At 70.0% G+C, this 14,293-nt stretch carries 15 protein-coding genes; 5 read left to right on the plus strand and 10 right to left on the minus strand.

The window, feature by feature from the left end; translation table 11 throughout:
- Nucleotides 1-5: 5 nt before the first annotated feature.
- The 5 genes from ABZ193_RS20495 to ABZ193_RS20515 are packed head-to-tail and all read right to left on the minus strand — an operon-like array spanning nucleotide 6 to nucleotide 4,777.
- Nucleotides 6-899, minus strand: coding sequence for a type II secretion system F family protein (locus tag ABZ193_RS20495; protein ID WP_354711030.1), 894 nt, complete (start codon nucleotides 897-899; stop codon nucleotides 6-8).
- A complete protein-coding gene (locus ABZ193_RS20500; protein ID WP_354711031.1) occupies nucleotides 896-1,804 on the minus strand; it encodes a type II secretion system F family protein in 909 nt (302 codons plus the stop codon). The genes ABZ193_RS20495 and ABZ193_RS20500 overlap by 4 nt, the downstream gene beginning before the upstream one ends.
- Nucleotides 1,801-3,171, minus strand: a complete 1,371-nt coding sequence (locus tag ABZ193_RS20505) for an ATPase, T2SS/T4P/T4SS family (RefSeq protein WP_354711032.1) — start codon at nucleotides 3,169-3,171, stop codon at nucleotides 1,801-1,803. The genes ABZ193_RS20500 and ABZ193_RS20505 overlap by 4 nt, the downstream gene beginning before the upstream one ends.
- Nucleotides 3,168-4,079 carry a carbon monoxide dehydrogenase maturation protein gene (locus ABZ193_RS20510; protein WP_354711033.1) on the minus strand — a complete coding sequence of 304 codons (912 nt, stop codon included), beginning with the start codon at nucleotides 4,077-4,079 and terminating at the stop codon, nucleotides 3,168-3,170. Before ABZ193_RS20510 ends, ABZ193_RS20505 begins: the two co-directional genes overlap by 4 nt.
- Entirely contained in the window at nucleotides 4,079-4,777 is a 699-nt protein-coding gene (locus tag ABZ193_RS20515; protein ID WP_354711034.1) for an SAF domain-containing protein, read from the minus strand. Before ABZ193_RS20515 ends, ABZ193_RS20510 begins: the two co-directional genes overlap by 1 nt.
- 151 nt (nucleotides 4,778-4,928) lie before the next feature.
- On the opposite strand from ABZ193_RS20515, the gene ABZ193_RS20520 reads away from it, so the two are divergent.
- Nucleotides 4,929-5,435, plus strand: coding sequence for a hypothetical protein (locus tag ABZ193_RS20520; RefSeq protein ID WP_354711035.1), 507 nt, complete (start codon nucleotides 4,929-4,931; stop codon nucleotides 5,433-5,435).
- Between the two features lie 436 nt (nucleotides 5,436-5,871).
- Here ABZ193_RS20520 and ABZ193_RS20525 read toward each other — a convergent pair whose 3' ends face one another.
- The gene (locus ABZ193_RS20525; protein ID WP_354711036.1) at nucleotides 5,872-6,480 is read right to left on the minus strand and encodes a hypothetical protein; all 609 of its coding nucleotides are present in this window, start codon (nucleotides 6,478-6,480) and stop codon (nucleotides 5,872-5,874) included.
- 141 nt (nucleotides 6,481-6,621) lie between these two features.
- Between ABZ193_RS20525 and ABZ193_RS20530 the strand changes: the two genes are divergently transcribed.
- Nucleotides 6,622-7,272 (plus strand): prepilin peptidase, encoded by a 651-nt coding sequence (locus ABZ193_RS20530; protein ID WP_354711037.1) that lies wholly within the window; start codon nucleotides 6,622-6,624, stop codon nucleotides 7,270-7,272.
- A gap of 28 nt (nucleotides 7,273-7,300) precedes the next feature.
- Here the strand turns inward: ABZ193_RS20530 and ABZ193_RS20535 are convergent, their stop codons facing one another.
- From ABZ193_RS20535 to ABZ193_RS20545, 3 genes are all read right to left on the minus strand, one after another.
- Nucleotides 7,301-7,555, minus strand: coding sequence for a hypothetical protein (locus tag ABZ193_RS20535; protein ID WP_354711038.1), 255 nt, complete (start codon nucleotides 7,553-7,555; stop codon nucleotides 7,301-7,303).
- Between the two features lie 277 nt (nucleotides 7,556-7,832).
- Entirely contained in the window at nucleotides 7,833-10,079 is a 2,247-nt protein-coding gene (locus ABZ193_RS20540; RefSeq protein WP_354711039.1) for a helix-turn-helix transcriptional regulator, read from the minus strand.
- Nucleotides 10,080-10,350: 271 nt separating this feature from the next.
- On the minus strand, nucleotides 10,351-10,674 hold the full coding sequence (locus ABZ193_RS20545) for a winged helix-turn-helix domain-containing protein (RefSeq protein ID WP_354711040.1): 324 nt from the start codon (nucleotides 10,672-10,674) through the stop codon (nucleotides 10,351-10,353).
- A 288-nt stretch (nucleotides 10,675-10,962) separates the two neighbouring features.
- Here ABZ193_RS20545 and ABZ193_RS20550 point away from each other — a divergent pair, with 288 nt between their 5' ends.
- Entirely contained in the window at nucleotides 10,963-11,829 is an 867-nt protein-coding gene (locus tag ABZ193_RS20550; RefSeq protein ID WP_354711041.1) for a helix-turn-helix transcriptional regulator, read from the plus strand.
- Nucleotides 11,830-11,862: 33 nt separating this feature from the next.
- A complete protein-coding gene (locus ABZ193_RS20555; protein ID WP_354711042.1) occupies nucleotides 11,863-12,726 on the plus strand; it encodes a pyridoxal-phosphate dependent enzyme in 864 nt (287 codons plus the stop codon).
- 7 nt (nucleotides 12,727-12,733) lie between these two features.
- Here ABZ193_RS20555 and ABZ193_RS20560 read toward each other — a convergent pair whose 3' ends face one another.
- Nucleotides 12,734-13,786 carry a hypothetical protein gene (locus ABZ193_RS20560; RefSeq protein ID WP_354711043.1) on the minus strand — a complete coding sequence of 351 codons (1,053 nt, stop codon included), beginning with the start codon at nucleotides 13,784-13,786 and terminating at the stop codon, nucleotides 12,734-12,736.
- 224 nt (nucleotides 13,787-14,010) lie between these two features.
- On the opposite strand from ABZ193_RS20560, the gene ABZ193_RS20565 reads away from it, so the two are divergent.
- Nucleotides 14,011-14,283: a hypothetical protein gene (locus ABZ193_RS20565; RefSeq protein WP_354711044.1), complete on the plus strand. Its 273-nt coding sequence runs from the start codon at nucleotides 14,011-14,013 to the stop codon at nucleotides 14,281-14,283.
- The last annotated feature ends 10 nt before the right edge of the window (nucleotides 14,284-14,293 follow it).

The following is a 14,293-nucleotide window of genomic DNA, read 5'->3' on the forward strand; positions in this document are numbered from 1 at the left end:
GCAATTCACAGTCCATTGAGGACTTGCGTGACGGCGGGATAGGCGATGAATCCGAGGAAGCCGAGGAACAGCAGCGCCACCGGCATGGCCATGCGTTCGGTGGCGGCTTGGGCGTCGGCTTCGGCGTCGGTGACCTGGTGGGTGCGCAGCGCTTGGGCTTTCGCCGCGAGAGACGCGCGGACACGGGCTCCTTCGGTGCCGGCCAGGGAGACCGAGGCGGCCAGTTCGGACAGTTCGGTGATGTCGAGTTCCTCGCCGAGCCGGCGCAGGGTCGCCCAGGGGGTGGTGCGGGTCAGCTGGGCGGCGTTCAGGGCGCGGCGGATCTGGTCGAACGCCGGGCCGCGCCCGACGGCGGCGGCGTCGCCGAGGGCGGACTCGATCCCGGCGCCGCCGGCGAGGGTGATCCACACCAGGTCGAGGAAGGCGGACAGGGCGTCGCGGAATTCGCGCCGCAACCGGGTGGCCTTGGTCCGCACGTCGAGGTTGGGCATGAGGAACCCGAGCGCGGCCAGCACGAGCCCGGCCAACAGCGGCACCTCCAGGCCCAGGGACAGCCCGCCCAGGGCCAGCAGCGCCTGCGACAGCCACGGCGCGAGCAGTCCGCTCAGCGCGAGGAGGGCTTTCGACGCGAGGTGGGTGTCGACGCCGCGTCCGGTGACCCGCAGATCGTTCTCGATCCTGGCGCCGGGCAGGCCGAGCGCGCGCAAGGTCGGCACGAACGCCCGTCCCCACTTGGTGACCCAGGCGGCGTCGGCTACGGCCACGATCGGCGGGGCGGCCGGTCGGGTGGTGACGTGTGCGAGGCGGGCGCCCAGCGCGGGCCGGGGTGGCAGCGCCCAGATCAGCAGGAGCCACAGGCCGACACCAGCCCCGGCGCCGAACACAAGCGCAGGGATCATGCGCCCTCACCCCCGGCAGCGATCGCCACGCCCTCACCCGACGGTGGGCGCGGGGTGTCGAGCGCGAGCACGCGGGCTTGGCCGCCGCTGGTGGTGATGCGCGCCAGCCAGGCGAATCCGGCGGCGAACACGCCGCCGAGCAGGAGCAGCACGACCTGGCCGGTGGCGGAGTTGTAGACGTCGAGGTAGGCGCGGTTGAACAGCACGACCCCGGCGGCGAAGGCGAGGGTGGTGGCGACGATGACCCGGACCGAGGTGCGGGTCCGGGCTCGCCCGGTTTCCACGCGCATCCGCATCGCGGCCTGCTCCCGGGCGGTGGTGGCGAGCGAGCCGAGCAGGTCGCCGAGCTGGCGGGCCTGGTGCTCGGCGGCCAGGACCAGCGCGGCGAGCACCAGGTCCGCGGTCGCGTCGTCCAGCTCGCGCGCCAGTCCCCGCAGCGCGGGCGCGAGGCGCTGCCCGCTTTCCAGCCTCGCCGCGAGGCCGGTGATCTCGCCACGGATCGCCGCCGGCGCGAGCGGCGCAGTGGCGAGGATGGCTTGCTCGAGCCCCGCCGCCGCGGACAGCACATCGCGCAGCATCTCCGTCCACGACGCGATCGCCTCGATCCGCGCGACCCGCCGGGTGTGGGTGCGGTCCGGCCCGACCAGCCGGGGCAGGAACCACACCCCCGCCGCCGCAAGTACGCCACCGGCCAGCCACCCGGTCACGGCAGCGGTCAGCAGCCCCGCACCGACCGCCACCGCCAGCCGCACCAACACTTGCCGGTCGCGGCCCCTCACCCGCGCGGCACGGACAACCCGGCGACGTGACGGCGCCGCGCGCCAGCCGGCGAGGATGAGCAGGATCCCGGCCGCGGCGCCCAGGCCGAGCGCGGCGGCCACGAGGACCTGGGGGTCGAGCGTCATGGCGTCCACCACCCCTCCGGCTGGGCCAGCAGGTCCGGGTCGAATCCGGCCGCGACCAGGTCGTCGAGGGTGTCCGCGCGCAACGCGCCGGGCACTGGCACCGCGCGGCGGTGGGGGCCGCGGCGGTAGACCTCGTTGGAGATCACCGAGCCAGCCTCGGCGTCGACGACCTCTCGGATCGAGGCGATGACCCGCGTGGTGCGGTCCGCGGCGCGATCGAGGTGCACCACGAAGTGCACCGCACTCGCCACCAGCAGGGCGGTGGCCTCCAGCGGCAGCCGCTCCGGGCCCTGCGCCGCGTAGGAGGCCAGCCGGGTAAAGGCGATCTTCGAGCTGGAGGCGTGCAGGGTCGCCATGGAGCCGTCGTTGCCTTGCGACATGGCGTTGCACATCGGGATGACCTCAGGCCCACGGATCTCGCCCACGATCACCCGGTCCGGGCTCATCCGCAGTCCCCACCGCACCAGCTCGGCCTGATCGATCGCGCCCTCGCCTTCCACGTTGGGCTCGCGCGCCTGCAACGCGGTGACGTCGGCGTGCAGCTCCGGGTCGAGGCCCAGACCGAGTTCGAAGGCGTCCTCGACGGTGACGAGGCGTTCCATCGGGTCCATCTCCGACGCGAGCGCCCGCAGCAGCGTGGTCTTCCCGGCCCCGGTGCCGCCAGTGATCAGGACGTTCTTGCGGGCCCGCACCACCGCGCGCAGGAACCGCTCCAGCCCAACATCGAGCGTGCCGCGGCGGCGCAACTGAGCGAGGGTGGCGGTGAGGTAGCCGTGCCGGCGGATCGTGCACGCCGTCACCCCGCCCGCCGTCAGGCCCAGCACCGCGAACAGGCGTTCGCCGCCGGGTAGCTGCAGGTTCAGCGCGGGCGAGCCGCGGTCGAACCGGCGCTCCTCCGACGACGCGCGCGCGGCCAGCGTGCGGATCAGATCGGTGAGCTCCTCATTGGACCCCGCCACCGGGGCGACCCGCGCGCGGCGCCCGTCGTTGTACTGGACGAACACCTGGTCGTAGCGGTTGACCGCGATCGTCTCGACCGTCGGATCGGCCAGCAGGGGCTGCAGACCACCGAGGCCGAACACCTCGTCCAGCACCTGCTCGACGACCCGCTCCTCGGCCTCGGAATCCACCAACGTGCGCCCGGCGAGCAGCTCGGCCTCGCTGTGCGCGGCGATCGCGGCGTCGAGGACCTCCCGGCCGAGCTCGCGGCGCCGCTGCACACTCAACCCGCTGGCGCCGTTGGCCTCGACGCGGCCGGGCAGGTCCGTGGTCAGTGCCTGCCGCAGCCGAATCCTCAGCCGCTGCTCGGCATCGTCCGGGCCGTCGGCGAGCGGGGCCACCAGGTGCAGGTGATCGATATGGGTCATGCGAGTGGTTCCTTCCCCGGCTGCCGTCCGTTCCGCGACGGCTCACCGGCCTGCGGTGTCGGCACCGGCCGCAACCGGTAGAGGCCCGGCCCGGGCGGGCGGATGACCGCCCCGCCGGGCAAGCGCACCTGCTGAGCGGGCACGCCTGGCACCACAGCCAGTCCGGGCGGAGCCGCCTGAGCCGGTGTCGGGGGCGGAGTGGTCAGCGTGCGGGCGAGTGCGGCAGCGGCGCGCGCGAGACCACCGCCGCGGCGACGACCTGGTGACTGATGTCCGGCCAGCGCCGCAGCGGCGGCCGGGTCGTGCGGGATCCGGCCGATCGCCGGCACACCCAGCTCCCGCTCGACTTCGCTGGTCGGGTAGCCCTGCCCGGTCAGCAGCAGCCCCGGCCGCGCGGACCAGCGAGCCAGCTCGCTCAGGCGGGCGGCGGCGTGCGCGAGAGCGTCCGCGTGAGTGCCGGTGAGCAGCACCAGCGCGTCCGCGCGACGCGCGAGCGCTTCGGTTGGCGAGCCCGGGTCCAGGCGCCCGCAATCGGCCAGCACCACCACCCCCGGCTCGCGGGCGGTCGCCTCGAGCAGCGTCCCGTCCGACGCGGCCGCCAGCGTGGTGAGCGCGGCCCGGGCGTGCGCCCCTCCCGGCGGGGCGAGCAACACCCGAGCACCTCCCGGCAGCGGCTGGGTGTGCTCCCACACCAGCCCGGGCTCACACCGGCGGCGCGCGGCGGCGGCGAGGCTGACCAGGCCGGGCGTCGAGGACAGGCCGAACCGCATCACCAGATCGCCCCCGCTCGGGTCCACCTCCGCCACCAGGCGACGCTGCCGCGCGGTGTCGGGCCACTGCGCGGCCAACGCCACCGTCGTGGTGGTCACTCCGGGCGAGCCCTTCAGGCTCATCAGCGCGACGAGCATCAGCGACCACCACCTGCGGGCTGCATCACCAGCGCGAGCTGCCCGGCCGGCACCTGCGCCAGCTCGGTCGCCGCCGTGGACTCCAGCTCCAGCGACACCACCGTGGCCTGATCGGTCCCCGCCGGTGCGACGCCGATGACCGTCGCTTGCCACGGCACGGCACCCGCGCTGGATGTCGCCGTGCCGGCCGCGGTGTCGGCGATGACGACGACCGTCACCCGGGTCCCGGCGGCCAGTTCCGGCGGGAACTGGCCGGGCTTCACCGCGACCGCCGCCACCGCCCGCCCCGCCGTCGGGACCACGGCGGCGCCGACGCTGTCCGGAGTCAGCAACGCCCCGGCCCCGAGGCTGGTCGCCATCCGACGGCCCAGCACGGCCGACACCTGACCGGCGGGCACGGTGGCCACCCCCGGCGCCACGGCCACGTCGACGCTGCGCAGATCAGCGGCGGTCAGCACCTGGCCGACGCCGACCGGCCGCGCCACCACCAGCACCGCGACCCGGTCTTGGCTGCCGGTGGTCCACCACACCGCGCCCCCGACGCAGCACACCACCAGCAGCACACCGAACAGCAGATGAGGCAGACGACGGCGCCGACGACGAGGCGGCGCCCCTGGGGAACCGGTGGAATCCAACCAGGCCCCCGGCCGCTCGACCGCAGTCGTGTCACCGCCGGTGTGGATGTCGGTACTGGTCACGAGCGCCTCCACGCATAGCTCACCCGCACCACGCATTCCCCATGCGCAGTCGGGAAAGTAAAAGAACGAATTCAATTGAGAGCGCGGGAGTTATCCCGTTCCGAGTGCCTGCGCCTCGGCGACCCGGAAGGACGCTCCCGCGCTCGTGGTCATGTCGGGGAACGTGCCCGACGCTCCCGCACCAGACCACGTGACGCGCCACCGCACCGTGGCCGTCGACCGGAACCGCTCGCCCGGCGCCGAGGCCGAGGACCGGTGGAAGGTGTATCCGCAATCCGGCGACGCAGCTTCCGGGACGCCGTCGGCGGGAAACGGTGTCCCCGGCCCCGCACACGTCACCGTGGCGCCATCACCCATCGACCACGACACCGAGGTCGGCGTCGCCGTCGCGGTGACCGCCACCCCCGGCACCGACGCCGTCGCTGACCTCGGCTGCCACACCGCCCGGTCCACCCACAACCACGTCGGCAAGCGCACCAACTGCGTCCCCGCCGGACTCGACCCGATCACCGGACTAGGCAACCGCAACTGCGAACGCGCCTGCTCCGCCAGCTCCTCCGGCGACGGCAACGCCACCGCACCCGGCGCCTCACCATCCGGGATCCACACCGGCGACCGGAACAACGCATCACGCCCGCCCGGCCCCGAACACTGGTAGACGTACCAGGCCCCGCTCTCCCCCGGCGCCTGCGCCAACACCGCACCCCTGGACCGAACACCGCCCCGCGCCACGAATCGCACGCCGCCGGCACGCTCGTCGCGCCGATGGCTGACCGTCGCCACCCCATTCGACGGCGGCTGGTAGTCGCTGCGGACGTAGGAGCAGTTCGCGAGACCGGAGTCGCCACCGACGATCCGGTCCCCCGGTCTCGGCGCCGGCGCGCCGACGTCCCCAGCCTGTCCCTTTGAGGCGCCAGGGCGTGGCTTCGGCACGACCGGTGGAGCCCCTGATTGGCCCCCTCGTCCGGCTCCGAGGTCGCATGAAGGATTGCCGCCCTCCCCGCAGGTGACGTTGCCCCACCCGTCCGCGGACGCCGGGATCGTGGAGGTGAGAACGAGCCCCAAGACGGCTGCGGCTGTAAGGGTTCTCGTGGCTACCCGGTGCATGATCCGACCTCGTGCACGGCGAACGTGGTGACCTTCCACGAGCCGTCTACTGCCTTCTTGACCAGAGCCTCGATGTGGCGGTGCCCACCGGGAACGTCGTCGGCAGGCTGGCCGTTGTCGGCGCGGTACTTGAGCCAGTTCGTCGAGTCCCCGCAGTCGGTGATCGTGATCGAAGTCGGTTCGTCGAGCGGGTCCACGGAGGTCACTTCCGGGTGGTTGACCGGCCGCCCCTTCGTGACGAGCCCGTTGTAATGATCGGCATACAGGCTTCGCGAGATGGTCTGCATTGCTTCGCCAGTGGCGTTCTGGGCCAGTTTGGGTGATTGCCAGTCTGATGTAGTTGCCGCATCCGCCATGTCGCTCCACATTCCGATGTAGGCAGCGATGGCCTGCTGCTTCGCGGTGTCGGCAGGCGTGGCTGACCGGGTGGTACTGGCCGGCGGTGTAGGCGTCGCCGACGAGACCTCGCTGGCTCCCTCGCCGGAGCTGCAGGCGCTCAGGGTGATGAGGAGACCAGTTATCGCAGCGAATGCGGCCACGGTGCTACGGGTGTTGCCCTGGCTCATCCCATTCCCCCAGTCGATCGTTAGCTCCACTCGCTTCTCCCATCCGACCTTCGCGGCCCCTGCCTCCGCCGTGGTCCAGACGGCAGGAAGTTCACCCGTTGGTTTGAGCGAGCGAGCGCTCCGCGGCGAGCCGGGCACGATGGCGTGCAGGGTGACGCGGAGGGACGCGGGATGGTGCAGTCGGCAGGCGCGGTGTGGTGGACGCTCGGTGCCTCCGTCGCGGGGTTGGTATTGGGGGCCGCGGTGAGCACCCTGACCCGCCGGTTCCTGGCGCAGCCTCGCGCTCTTGCGGGAGCCAGATGGTTCGGCGGCGCGCTGACGGCGGTCGTGCTGACGGTCCTTGCCTGGCTGAACGGGAACCGCGACGAGTTGGTGGTTCAGAGCCTGGTGGCCGTCTTGGGCGTTCCGCTCGCGATCATCGACTGGTGCGAGCATCGCCTGCCCCGTGCCTTGGTCCTGCCGCAGCTGACTGTCGCGGCCGTCGGGTTCGCGGTCGTGTCCATCGTCCGCGCCGAACCCGAGCCGGGGCTCCGTGCCCTCGTGGCGGCGGTCGCGCTTGTCGCGGCCTTCCTGGCCCTGGCTGTCGCCACGGCGGGCGGAGTGGGTGCCGGGGACGTGAGCCTTGCCGCGGTCGTCGGCGTGGTGACCGGTTGGCTGGGGTGGCCACAGGTTCTCGGAGCGCTCGTCGTGGCGCTTCTGCTTGCCCTGTGCCTCGTGGCCATACCAGCGGGCCGCGGACGAGACGAGCGTGGAGCCGCGGTCGTGCCCTTCGGGCCGTGCCTGCTCGGCGGAACTCTCGCCATGGTGCTGGCCACCGGGTGATCTCGGCTGGGCGAGATCAGCCGCGACGTCAGTGGCTGTCGTCATCGTGCTGCTCCAACCGTGGTCGAGGGTCTCGAAGTGGACTGGTCATCGTCGGCCGCTCGGCTTCTTCCGCCGCCGAGGCAGGCAAGGTGGCATCGCGGGTGATCTCCAGGCCGGTGACTGGTTGCCATGTTGAGCAGGTGGCGCACCAGACGTAGGGCGGAACTCTGGCCGGCTCAGCGCTGCCCTGGTCGACGTCGTCGAGCTCGCGGATGTGGGCGCAAGCGAGTACGAACTGCACCACTGGCTTGTTCCTTCCGCGACTCGGCCTGCGCCGTGAGGGTCGGAGAGCCGGGTGCCACCCGGGGGCAGGGCGTCACCCGGCTAGCGCAGCCTGGCGTCGTCGGTCCCCCGAATGAACCGACGAGCTTCTCGTTGACCAAGGCCCGCACTACTCCACTGTGGACCACGAGTGAGCGACGGGGAACTCCGTTCGAGGGACAAGCTTGTGCTGTTTCCGGTGCTGTTTCTGTGCCGGTTCTGTCAAGTCGACAACGAGTTTCATCAACGAAAAATCGTCAGAGCGTGTCCAGTCTGGCGGCCCTGGCGCGGACGTCGAGGGTGCGAGGATCGTGCAGGGATTCGAAGATGCTCGCGGCCTCGTGGTAGCAGGAGCGGGCCAACGGGACATCGCCGAGCTTGACCAGAGCCTCGGCACGGGCGATGAGCGTCTCGGCCTCTGCCCAGCGCTCTCGGCTGACGCGCCGGAGCCGCAGTGCGGTGTCGAACTGAGTCAGCGCGGCGCGGTAGCTGCGCTGCTGCAACAGCAGCATTCCGTACTGATGGTGAGCTAGACCGAGCACGGGTGGCACCGCGACCTTTTGAGCGTGTGCAAGGGCGTCGGCGGCAGCGCGAGTGGCGGCGGACATGTCGCCCGCTGCTTGGTGCACGTGCGCCAGCGTGGCGCCCGTGAAGGCCAGGCCGAGGTCGAATTCCTGGTCGGTGAACAGGTCGCGGGCTTCGGCAAGGCACTCACCTGCCTCCACTCGCTCGCCTCCGGCCAGCAGCGCCGCCCCGAGCGCGAACAGCGTCCAGGCCCTGACGCGCTCGTCATCCCCGCGCAGCCGCGCTGCCTCCCGGAGGTGGGTGATCGCTTCCTCCCTACGGCCGAGTTCGTGCTGCGCCCAGCCCAGGCTGTGCAGGCACCAGGCGACGCCCCGGGTGCTGCCATTGCGCCGCGCGGCGGCCAAGCCATCGGTGGCCGCCGTCAGCCAAGTCCCCCAGTTCTTGGTCACGTAGAAGTAGGGCAGGAACAGGGTCGGCAAAGCCCACACCGCGTCGCGCACGAGGTGGCTACGCGCTTGACGGGCGATGTGGATCGCCGTCTCGGCCTCGGCATCGCACCAGGCGATCGCCGCGTCGTAGCCGCCGTTGTCGAACCGCAGCGGCTCGATCACGGCCTCGCCGCCGGCGGCCAGCTCACGCCCAGACCAGTCGGGCGCCAGAGCGTTTCCCGCATGCCAGGCGGTCGCGAGATACCAGTTGAGAACTCGGTCGTGCGCCCGCTCGAGTTCGGACAGGGGCTCCTCGACCACGGCGCGCTCGTGTGCGTAGGCCCGCAGCAAGTCGTTCATACGCAGCCGCCCGCCATGCGCGTTGTCGAGCAGGTGCGCATGACGCAGGACCTCCAGCATCGCCCGGGATCGCTCCGCGCTCAACCCGGTGAGCGCTGCCGTGCATTCCACGCTGGCCAGCCACGCCGGGCTGAAGCCGAGCAGCCGAAACACTCGACGAGCCTGCGGCGGGAGGGCGAGATAGGACAGGTCGACGACAGAGTGGATGCTGACCGACGGCTCCGGTGAAGCGAACAGGTCCAGCCGACGCGCCTCCGCAGCAAGCTCCTCCGCCAGGCCCGTCAACGAGCCATGGTGCCGTTGCCGGATGTGCTCGGCGGCGATCAGCACGGCCATCGGCAACCGTCCGCACCGCTGCACGACCGCCTTAGCCGCGGCCCGCTCGGCGGCGACCCGGGCGTCTCCGATGCGCCGCCCCAGCAGGGACAAGGCCTCCTGCTCGCTCAGAGGTGGCAACTCGATGTGGAGACCGCCGGTATGGAGCAACAGGCCAGGCTGGTGCTCCCGGCTGGTCACGACCACCGCGCTACCCGCTCCCGGCAGAAGGTGCCTGACCTGGTCGTAGCTGGCGATGTTGTCGAGCACGACCACCGCAGGCCGCTGGGCGAGCAGCGAGCGATAGCTCGCGGCGCGGTCGTCGATCGAGCCGCGCAGTGCGTCCGGACCGGCACCGAGAGCGTGCAGAAAAGCGTCGAGGACCTCGTTCGGCTGCGTGGCCGTGCCGGGCGCCAGCCCGCGCATGTCAGCGAAAAGACATCCGCCCGGGAAACGACCCTCCACGCGCGCGGCCCACTGCAAAGCCAGCTCGGTCTTGCCCACCCAGAACCCGCCCTCGATCACCGCGGTCACAGCCGTCCCCGGACGCGCCTGCGTGATCAACGCCGTGTCGAGCTGATGGAGGAACTCCTCCCGGCCGACGAAATCCACCGCGGCCGCCGGCAACTGCATCGCCCGCGCCGGTGGACGGCGGCCGGCATCCTGCTCACGGGCGATTCGTTCGAGCTCCCCGTCCGCTCGAAGAGCCGAATCGATCGCCTTGACCGCGTCCGGCGACAGCCGCCGATGCCCGTGCAGCATCTTCGACAGGTAGCTCTCGCTGTAGCCCACCGCCTGGGCGATGTCCCGCACAGACATGCCGCGCTCACGGCGCAGCCGGTGCACCGCCGTGGCAAAGCTGTTGATCACCCGCATACCTCTCCCCCACGGCGAAGCAGCTCCTCACCACACCGAATGAGAAGACCCACGCACAGCAGCCGCCGGGGACCGGTTCGACGCCCCACCCTGGGGCGATGACACACTGAACAGCTGAAATTCTTTTGTGTAAGCCAGCAGCTCGCCAGTGAAGATCTACTCGACACCTCCTGAATACGTCACCAAGCCACACCGAGCAACGAACATGACATCAGGTGCACCCGGACGGGTTATAAGTCCCGGTAGGACCACTCGCCCGGCCTAAGCAGAACTACTCAGAGCCCACTGTCCGAAGCGGTCGGCCCGCCCCGAAAGACCCGCCAAGCAGGTCGGCGCCAACTCCCCTCCTGAGCAACGCCGGAGCCTCAGGCGCGACGAACGTCCCCTTCGCGGGCACCGTGTAGAGCAAGCCCAAATCCCGGAGAACTCGAGTCCCATGACGGACCGTACCCAGCGCATACCCAAGCTCCTGCGCCAGACGCCTCTCCGCCGGAAGCGGCCGATGCGGCCGCCACTCGCCGGACTCGATCCGCGACTTGATCGCCTCCGCGACCAGCATGTACGCGAACTCGGGGGTGCGCTCGCGCTGGTTCATCGCCGATTCCGCCTAACCCGCCCCCAGCCGTTCTCCGCATTGAGCTTCGTCTTGATCCGCTCCGGCTTTGCATGGCGGCCTTCTCCGATACGCCGCGATCGCGAGTTCGAAGTCGGAAGCAAACCTCTAAAATACACTCGGGGCCACATGACCGACCTTCTTTCCATTACTGGTGCCAATCGGTGCCAGCGCTGGCACCACTCAGACCGTGCATTGCCCTAATGCAAGCTGGCAATAGCCCAAGCGGGTCGTTCGCACAAAGAGAGCGTGATCGGTACTCTTCACTTCATGGCGGGCGATGACCGAGAGGCACGAGCGGACAGCGAGCAGCCATTGGCCAGCCTGCTGCGCTCCCACTGGTCGGCCCGGCAGCCGCAGGACAGTCTGCGCTCAGTTGCCCAGCGACTGGGGGTAGTGCACACCACGCTCGGCCGCTGGTTGGACGGCTCGCGTGTGCCGTCGGAGGACCAGGTGAGAGCCCTTGCCGGCGTCCTCAAGATCACAGGCCGAGCCCGCGACGACCTCCTCAAGGTCGCTCAGTGGAGCAGCGCACGCGGCAGCGCTGTGGGACTCTTCGGCATCTCGGATGACGTGTCGGAAATCCTGAACCTCGAATCGCAAGCCACAACGATAACGGAGTGGTCACCCCTTCGCGTCCCCGATCTTCTACAAACCGCACAATATGCACGGAACACAGAGAAGGACAACGCCGCTCATGGCGCAACTCTGAAACTCGGACGCCAGACCGGACTCCTCGAGAACAAGACGATTCGCTACTGGGCCTATCTCGGAATACCGGCACTGACGTCCCGAGTGGGAGGCGAAAGCGTAATGGCCGAGCAGATTGAGAAGCTGCTCGTCACCTCTGACCGGACGACCACCGAGGTCAGGCTCGTGCCGGATGATCTCGACTGGCACGACGGCCAACTCGGCCCGTTTGTCCTGTATGAGCGCGAGGACGAATCCGCCGTCGTGCACATCCGGCACCTTGGGGCATCGACGTACTTGACCTACCCGGAGGTTGTCGGCCAATACCGTGCGCTGCTGGCCGACCTCGACACCTTGGCCCTGACACCTCAGCAGACACGGCAACACCTCGAGGACGTCCTCCAAGCCCTGACCAGGACGAACCGCCAGCCCTCCACCGGTCGCTAGGCTAGCGACGTGGTGGAAGGTAGGTCGCGTGAAATGCCGGAGTTGGCCGTGCGCCTGCCATCACCCCTGGACGTGGTGCAGGACCCGCGCCTCGGCGGGGTCAGACTGCTCCTGAAGCGGGACGACCTGATTCACCCAGAGGTTCCCGGCAACAAGTGGCGCAAGCTCAAGAACAACCTCGACGCAGCCCGCGTCGAGGGCTACGACCGCATCCTCACGTTCGGCGGCGCGTACTCCAACCACATCCGGGCCACGGCCGCGGCTGGTTATTATGCGGGTCTCGCGACGATCGGCGTCATTCGCGGCGAGGAGCACCTGCCACTCAACGAATCCCTGTCCTTCGCCATCGACCGTGGCATGCAGCTGACTTACCTGGACCGGACCACTTACCGGCGCAAGACGGATCCCGACGTGCTGGCGGGTCTGCTCGAGCGGTTAGGTCCTTGCTATGTCCTCCCCGAGGGCGGCAGCAACGGCCCAGCGGTGCGCGGCTGCGCCGAGCTCCCTGGCGAGATCGACGAACACTTCGACGTCATCTGCTGCGCCTGCGGCACCGGCGGAACCCTCGCGGGGATCGCCGCAAGCCTCCGCGACGGCCAGCGCGCGATCGGCTTCCCCGTCCTCAAAGGAGCCCAGTTCCTCGAGACGGAAGTGCGCCGCCTGCAACGTGAAGCCTTCGGCCGCGAGTGGGACACCTGGACGCTCGACCACAGCTTCCACTTCGGCGGTTACGCCAAACGCACTCCGGACCTCGACACGTTCATCGCGGACTTTCGCGCCCGGCACGGCATCACGCTTGACTGGGTGTACGAGGCCAAGATGATGTACGGCCTCTTCGAGCGGATCGCCACGGGCGCCTTCGCCCCGGGCACCACGATCGTCGCGGTCCTGAGCTGACGCGGTCTCATGCCTTGTGGTGGTAAGCGCGTTGGGCGGTTTTCGAGGTCTGCGCCTCGCACCACGTCAGTTCCCAAGTGCCGCTGTTGATTGCGAAGTCCCGGCCGAAACCGAGCCACATCCCGTTCATGCGGCGGCCCGCCGGATCGACCACCATCTGCAGCGTGCCGTGGTAGGTCGCGCCCTTGTAGTAGCCAGTCGGCGAGGTCTGTTCCCGCCACGTTCCGGTGGCGACCGCCTTCTCGACGGCGAGCTCCAGCCGCAGCTTGGAGCCGATCGAGTGCGGCAAGCTCTGGCCGACGAGGCGCGTTCCCTGTTGACGCAGCACGAGGTAGTGCTCACCGGTGAACGTCTTCCCGCGGCCGGTGCTCGGGTACACGTAGCGGCTGCGCCAGATGCCGGTTAGCTCCTCACCTGGCAGGGCCGGCACACGGTCGTGCGGTCCGGCATCGGCCAGCCCCGGGCTCGCGGAAGCGAGAGTCACGGCCGCGCTGACCTTGAGCAGCAACGACCGCCGATCCATCCCATCGCCGTTACCGCGCATCCACTCGGCCGCCAACCGCGCCAGTTCGTGGACGTCCAGGTGCTGCACCTCGTCGACGACATCACGCATCACCTGCTCCGGGCGTGTCCGCCCCTCGGGCGCGCCTGCAAGACGTGCCGGACCGGCCGGGCGGAAGTCGGCGGCGTCACTGACCAGGTCCGCCACGCTGCATTCGTACAGCTCGGCCAGTCGCCCCAGCACCTCTAGCGAAGGTGCGTGACCAGTGTCGGAGGGCCACAGCTCCCAGTAGGAGAAGTTCTTGAACGTCTTCGGATCAGCAGGCCACCGCACGTTCCACTGCTCCGCCGCGTCGCGCTGGCTCCAGCCATGCACAAGCCGTAACGCCGCCCGCATGTTGACCCGGTAGCGCACGGCAAACACGTGCGCGATCTCGGTCCAGGTCTTTGACTGAGCCCGCAGCTCAGCCGACAATTTCCGCTGCTCCTGACGGACGCTGCGTGTCGCAGAGGGCATGGTTTCCTCCCCGGCGGCGATGGTCGCACGGACGATACGCACCCGCGATCATGCCGCATTCTCTCCCCGTTGAACAGGGAAACATCGCTCCCAAGATCACGGTCGCGCAGGGTGGATCGATGGCTTCACCTGCTGTTTCGTGATAGGTGGCACCCGCCGCCCAGCCAGCCCCCGAGCCGCCCACAGATGCCGCTGGTTGTCTGTGAACGCACGAGCCGGGCGGCGGGTGCCGCATCACCGAGACAGTCGACCGGAAGGGCTCCGACATGGCGACCCGGCTTGCGCAACGCACCGTTACCACGAGGGCAACCAGCCCCGAGGGGATGCCCCCTCCCGAGGCGATCACAGAGACGAATGCGCTGGTCAAAGCGCTGGCCACCATGGCAGGCAACCTGCCCATCGCCGCCCTCGAGCTCCGCGAAGGCCGAATGTCTCCCGAACGTCAGCGTGCTCTCGGCGCTCTCATCGTCGAGCTCGGCGAACTCGTTCGCCTGCACGCCGAACTTCCCATCGCCCCGGCCGCATCTCCCACGGCTTGAGGAGCCTTTC

The sequence above is a fragment of the Amycolatopsis sp. NPDC006125 genome (assembly GCF_040614195.1).
Lineage (GTDB): Bacteria > Actinomycetota > Actinomycetes > Mycobacteriales > Pseudonocardiaceae > Amycolatopsis_E > Amycolatopsis_E tucumanensis.

Coding starts and splice junctions, on each gene's coding strand:
- ABZ193_RS20500 (WP_354711031.1), bottom strand. CDS start 1,804: ATGACGCTCGACCCCCAGGTCCTCGTGGCCGCCGCGCTCGGCCTGGGC.
- ABZ193_RS20495 (WP_354711030.1), bottom strand. CDS start 899: ATGATCCCTGCGCTTGTGTTCGGCGCCGGGGCTGGTGTCGGCCTGTGG.
- ABZ193_RS20555 (WP_354711042.1), top strand. CDS start 11,863: ATGCCGGAGTTGGCCGTGCGCCTGCCATCACCCCTGGACGTGGTGCAG.
- ABZ193_RS20510 (WP_354711033.1), bottom strand. CDS start 4,079: ATGCTCGTCGCGCTGATGAGCCTGAAGGGCTCGCCCGGAGTGACCACC.
- ABZ193_RS20530 (WP_354711037.1), top strand. CDS start 6,622: ATGGTGCAGTCGGCAGGCGCGGTGTGGTGGACGCTCGGTGCCTCCGTC.
- ABZ193_RS20565 (WP_354711044.1), top strand. CDS start 14,011: ATGGCGACCCGGCTTGCGCAACGCACCGTTACCACGAGGGCAACCAGC.
- ABZ193_RS20545 (WP_354711040.1), bottom strand. CDS start 10,674: ATGAACCAGCGCGAGCGCACCCCCGAGTTCGCGTACATGCTGGTCGCG.
- ABZ193_RS20550 (WP_354711041.1), top strand. CDS start 10,963: ATGGCGGGCGATGACCGAGAGGCACGAGCGGACAGCGAGCAGCCATTG.
- ABZ193_RS20520 (WP_354711035.1), top strand. CDS start 4,929: ATGTCGGGGAACGTGCCCGACGCTCCCGCACCAGACCACGTGACGCGC.
- ABZ193_RS20540 (WP_354711039.1), bottom strand. CDS start 10,079: ATGCGGGTGATCAACAGCTTTGCCACGGCGGTGCACCGGCTGCGCCGT.
- ABZ193_RS20505 (WP_354711032.1), bottom strand. CDS start 3,171: ATGACCCATATCGATCACCTGCACCTGGTGGCCCCGCTCGCCGACGGC.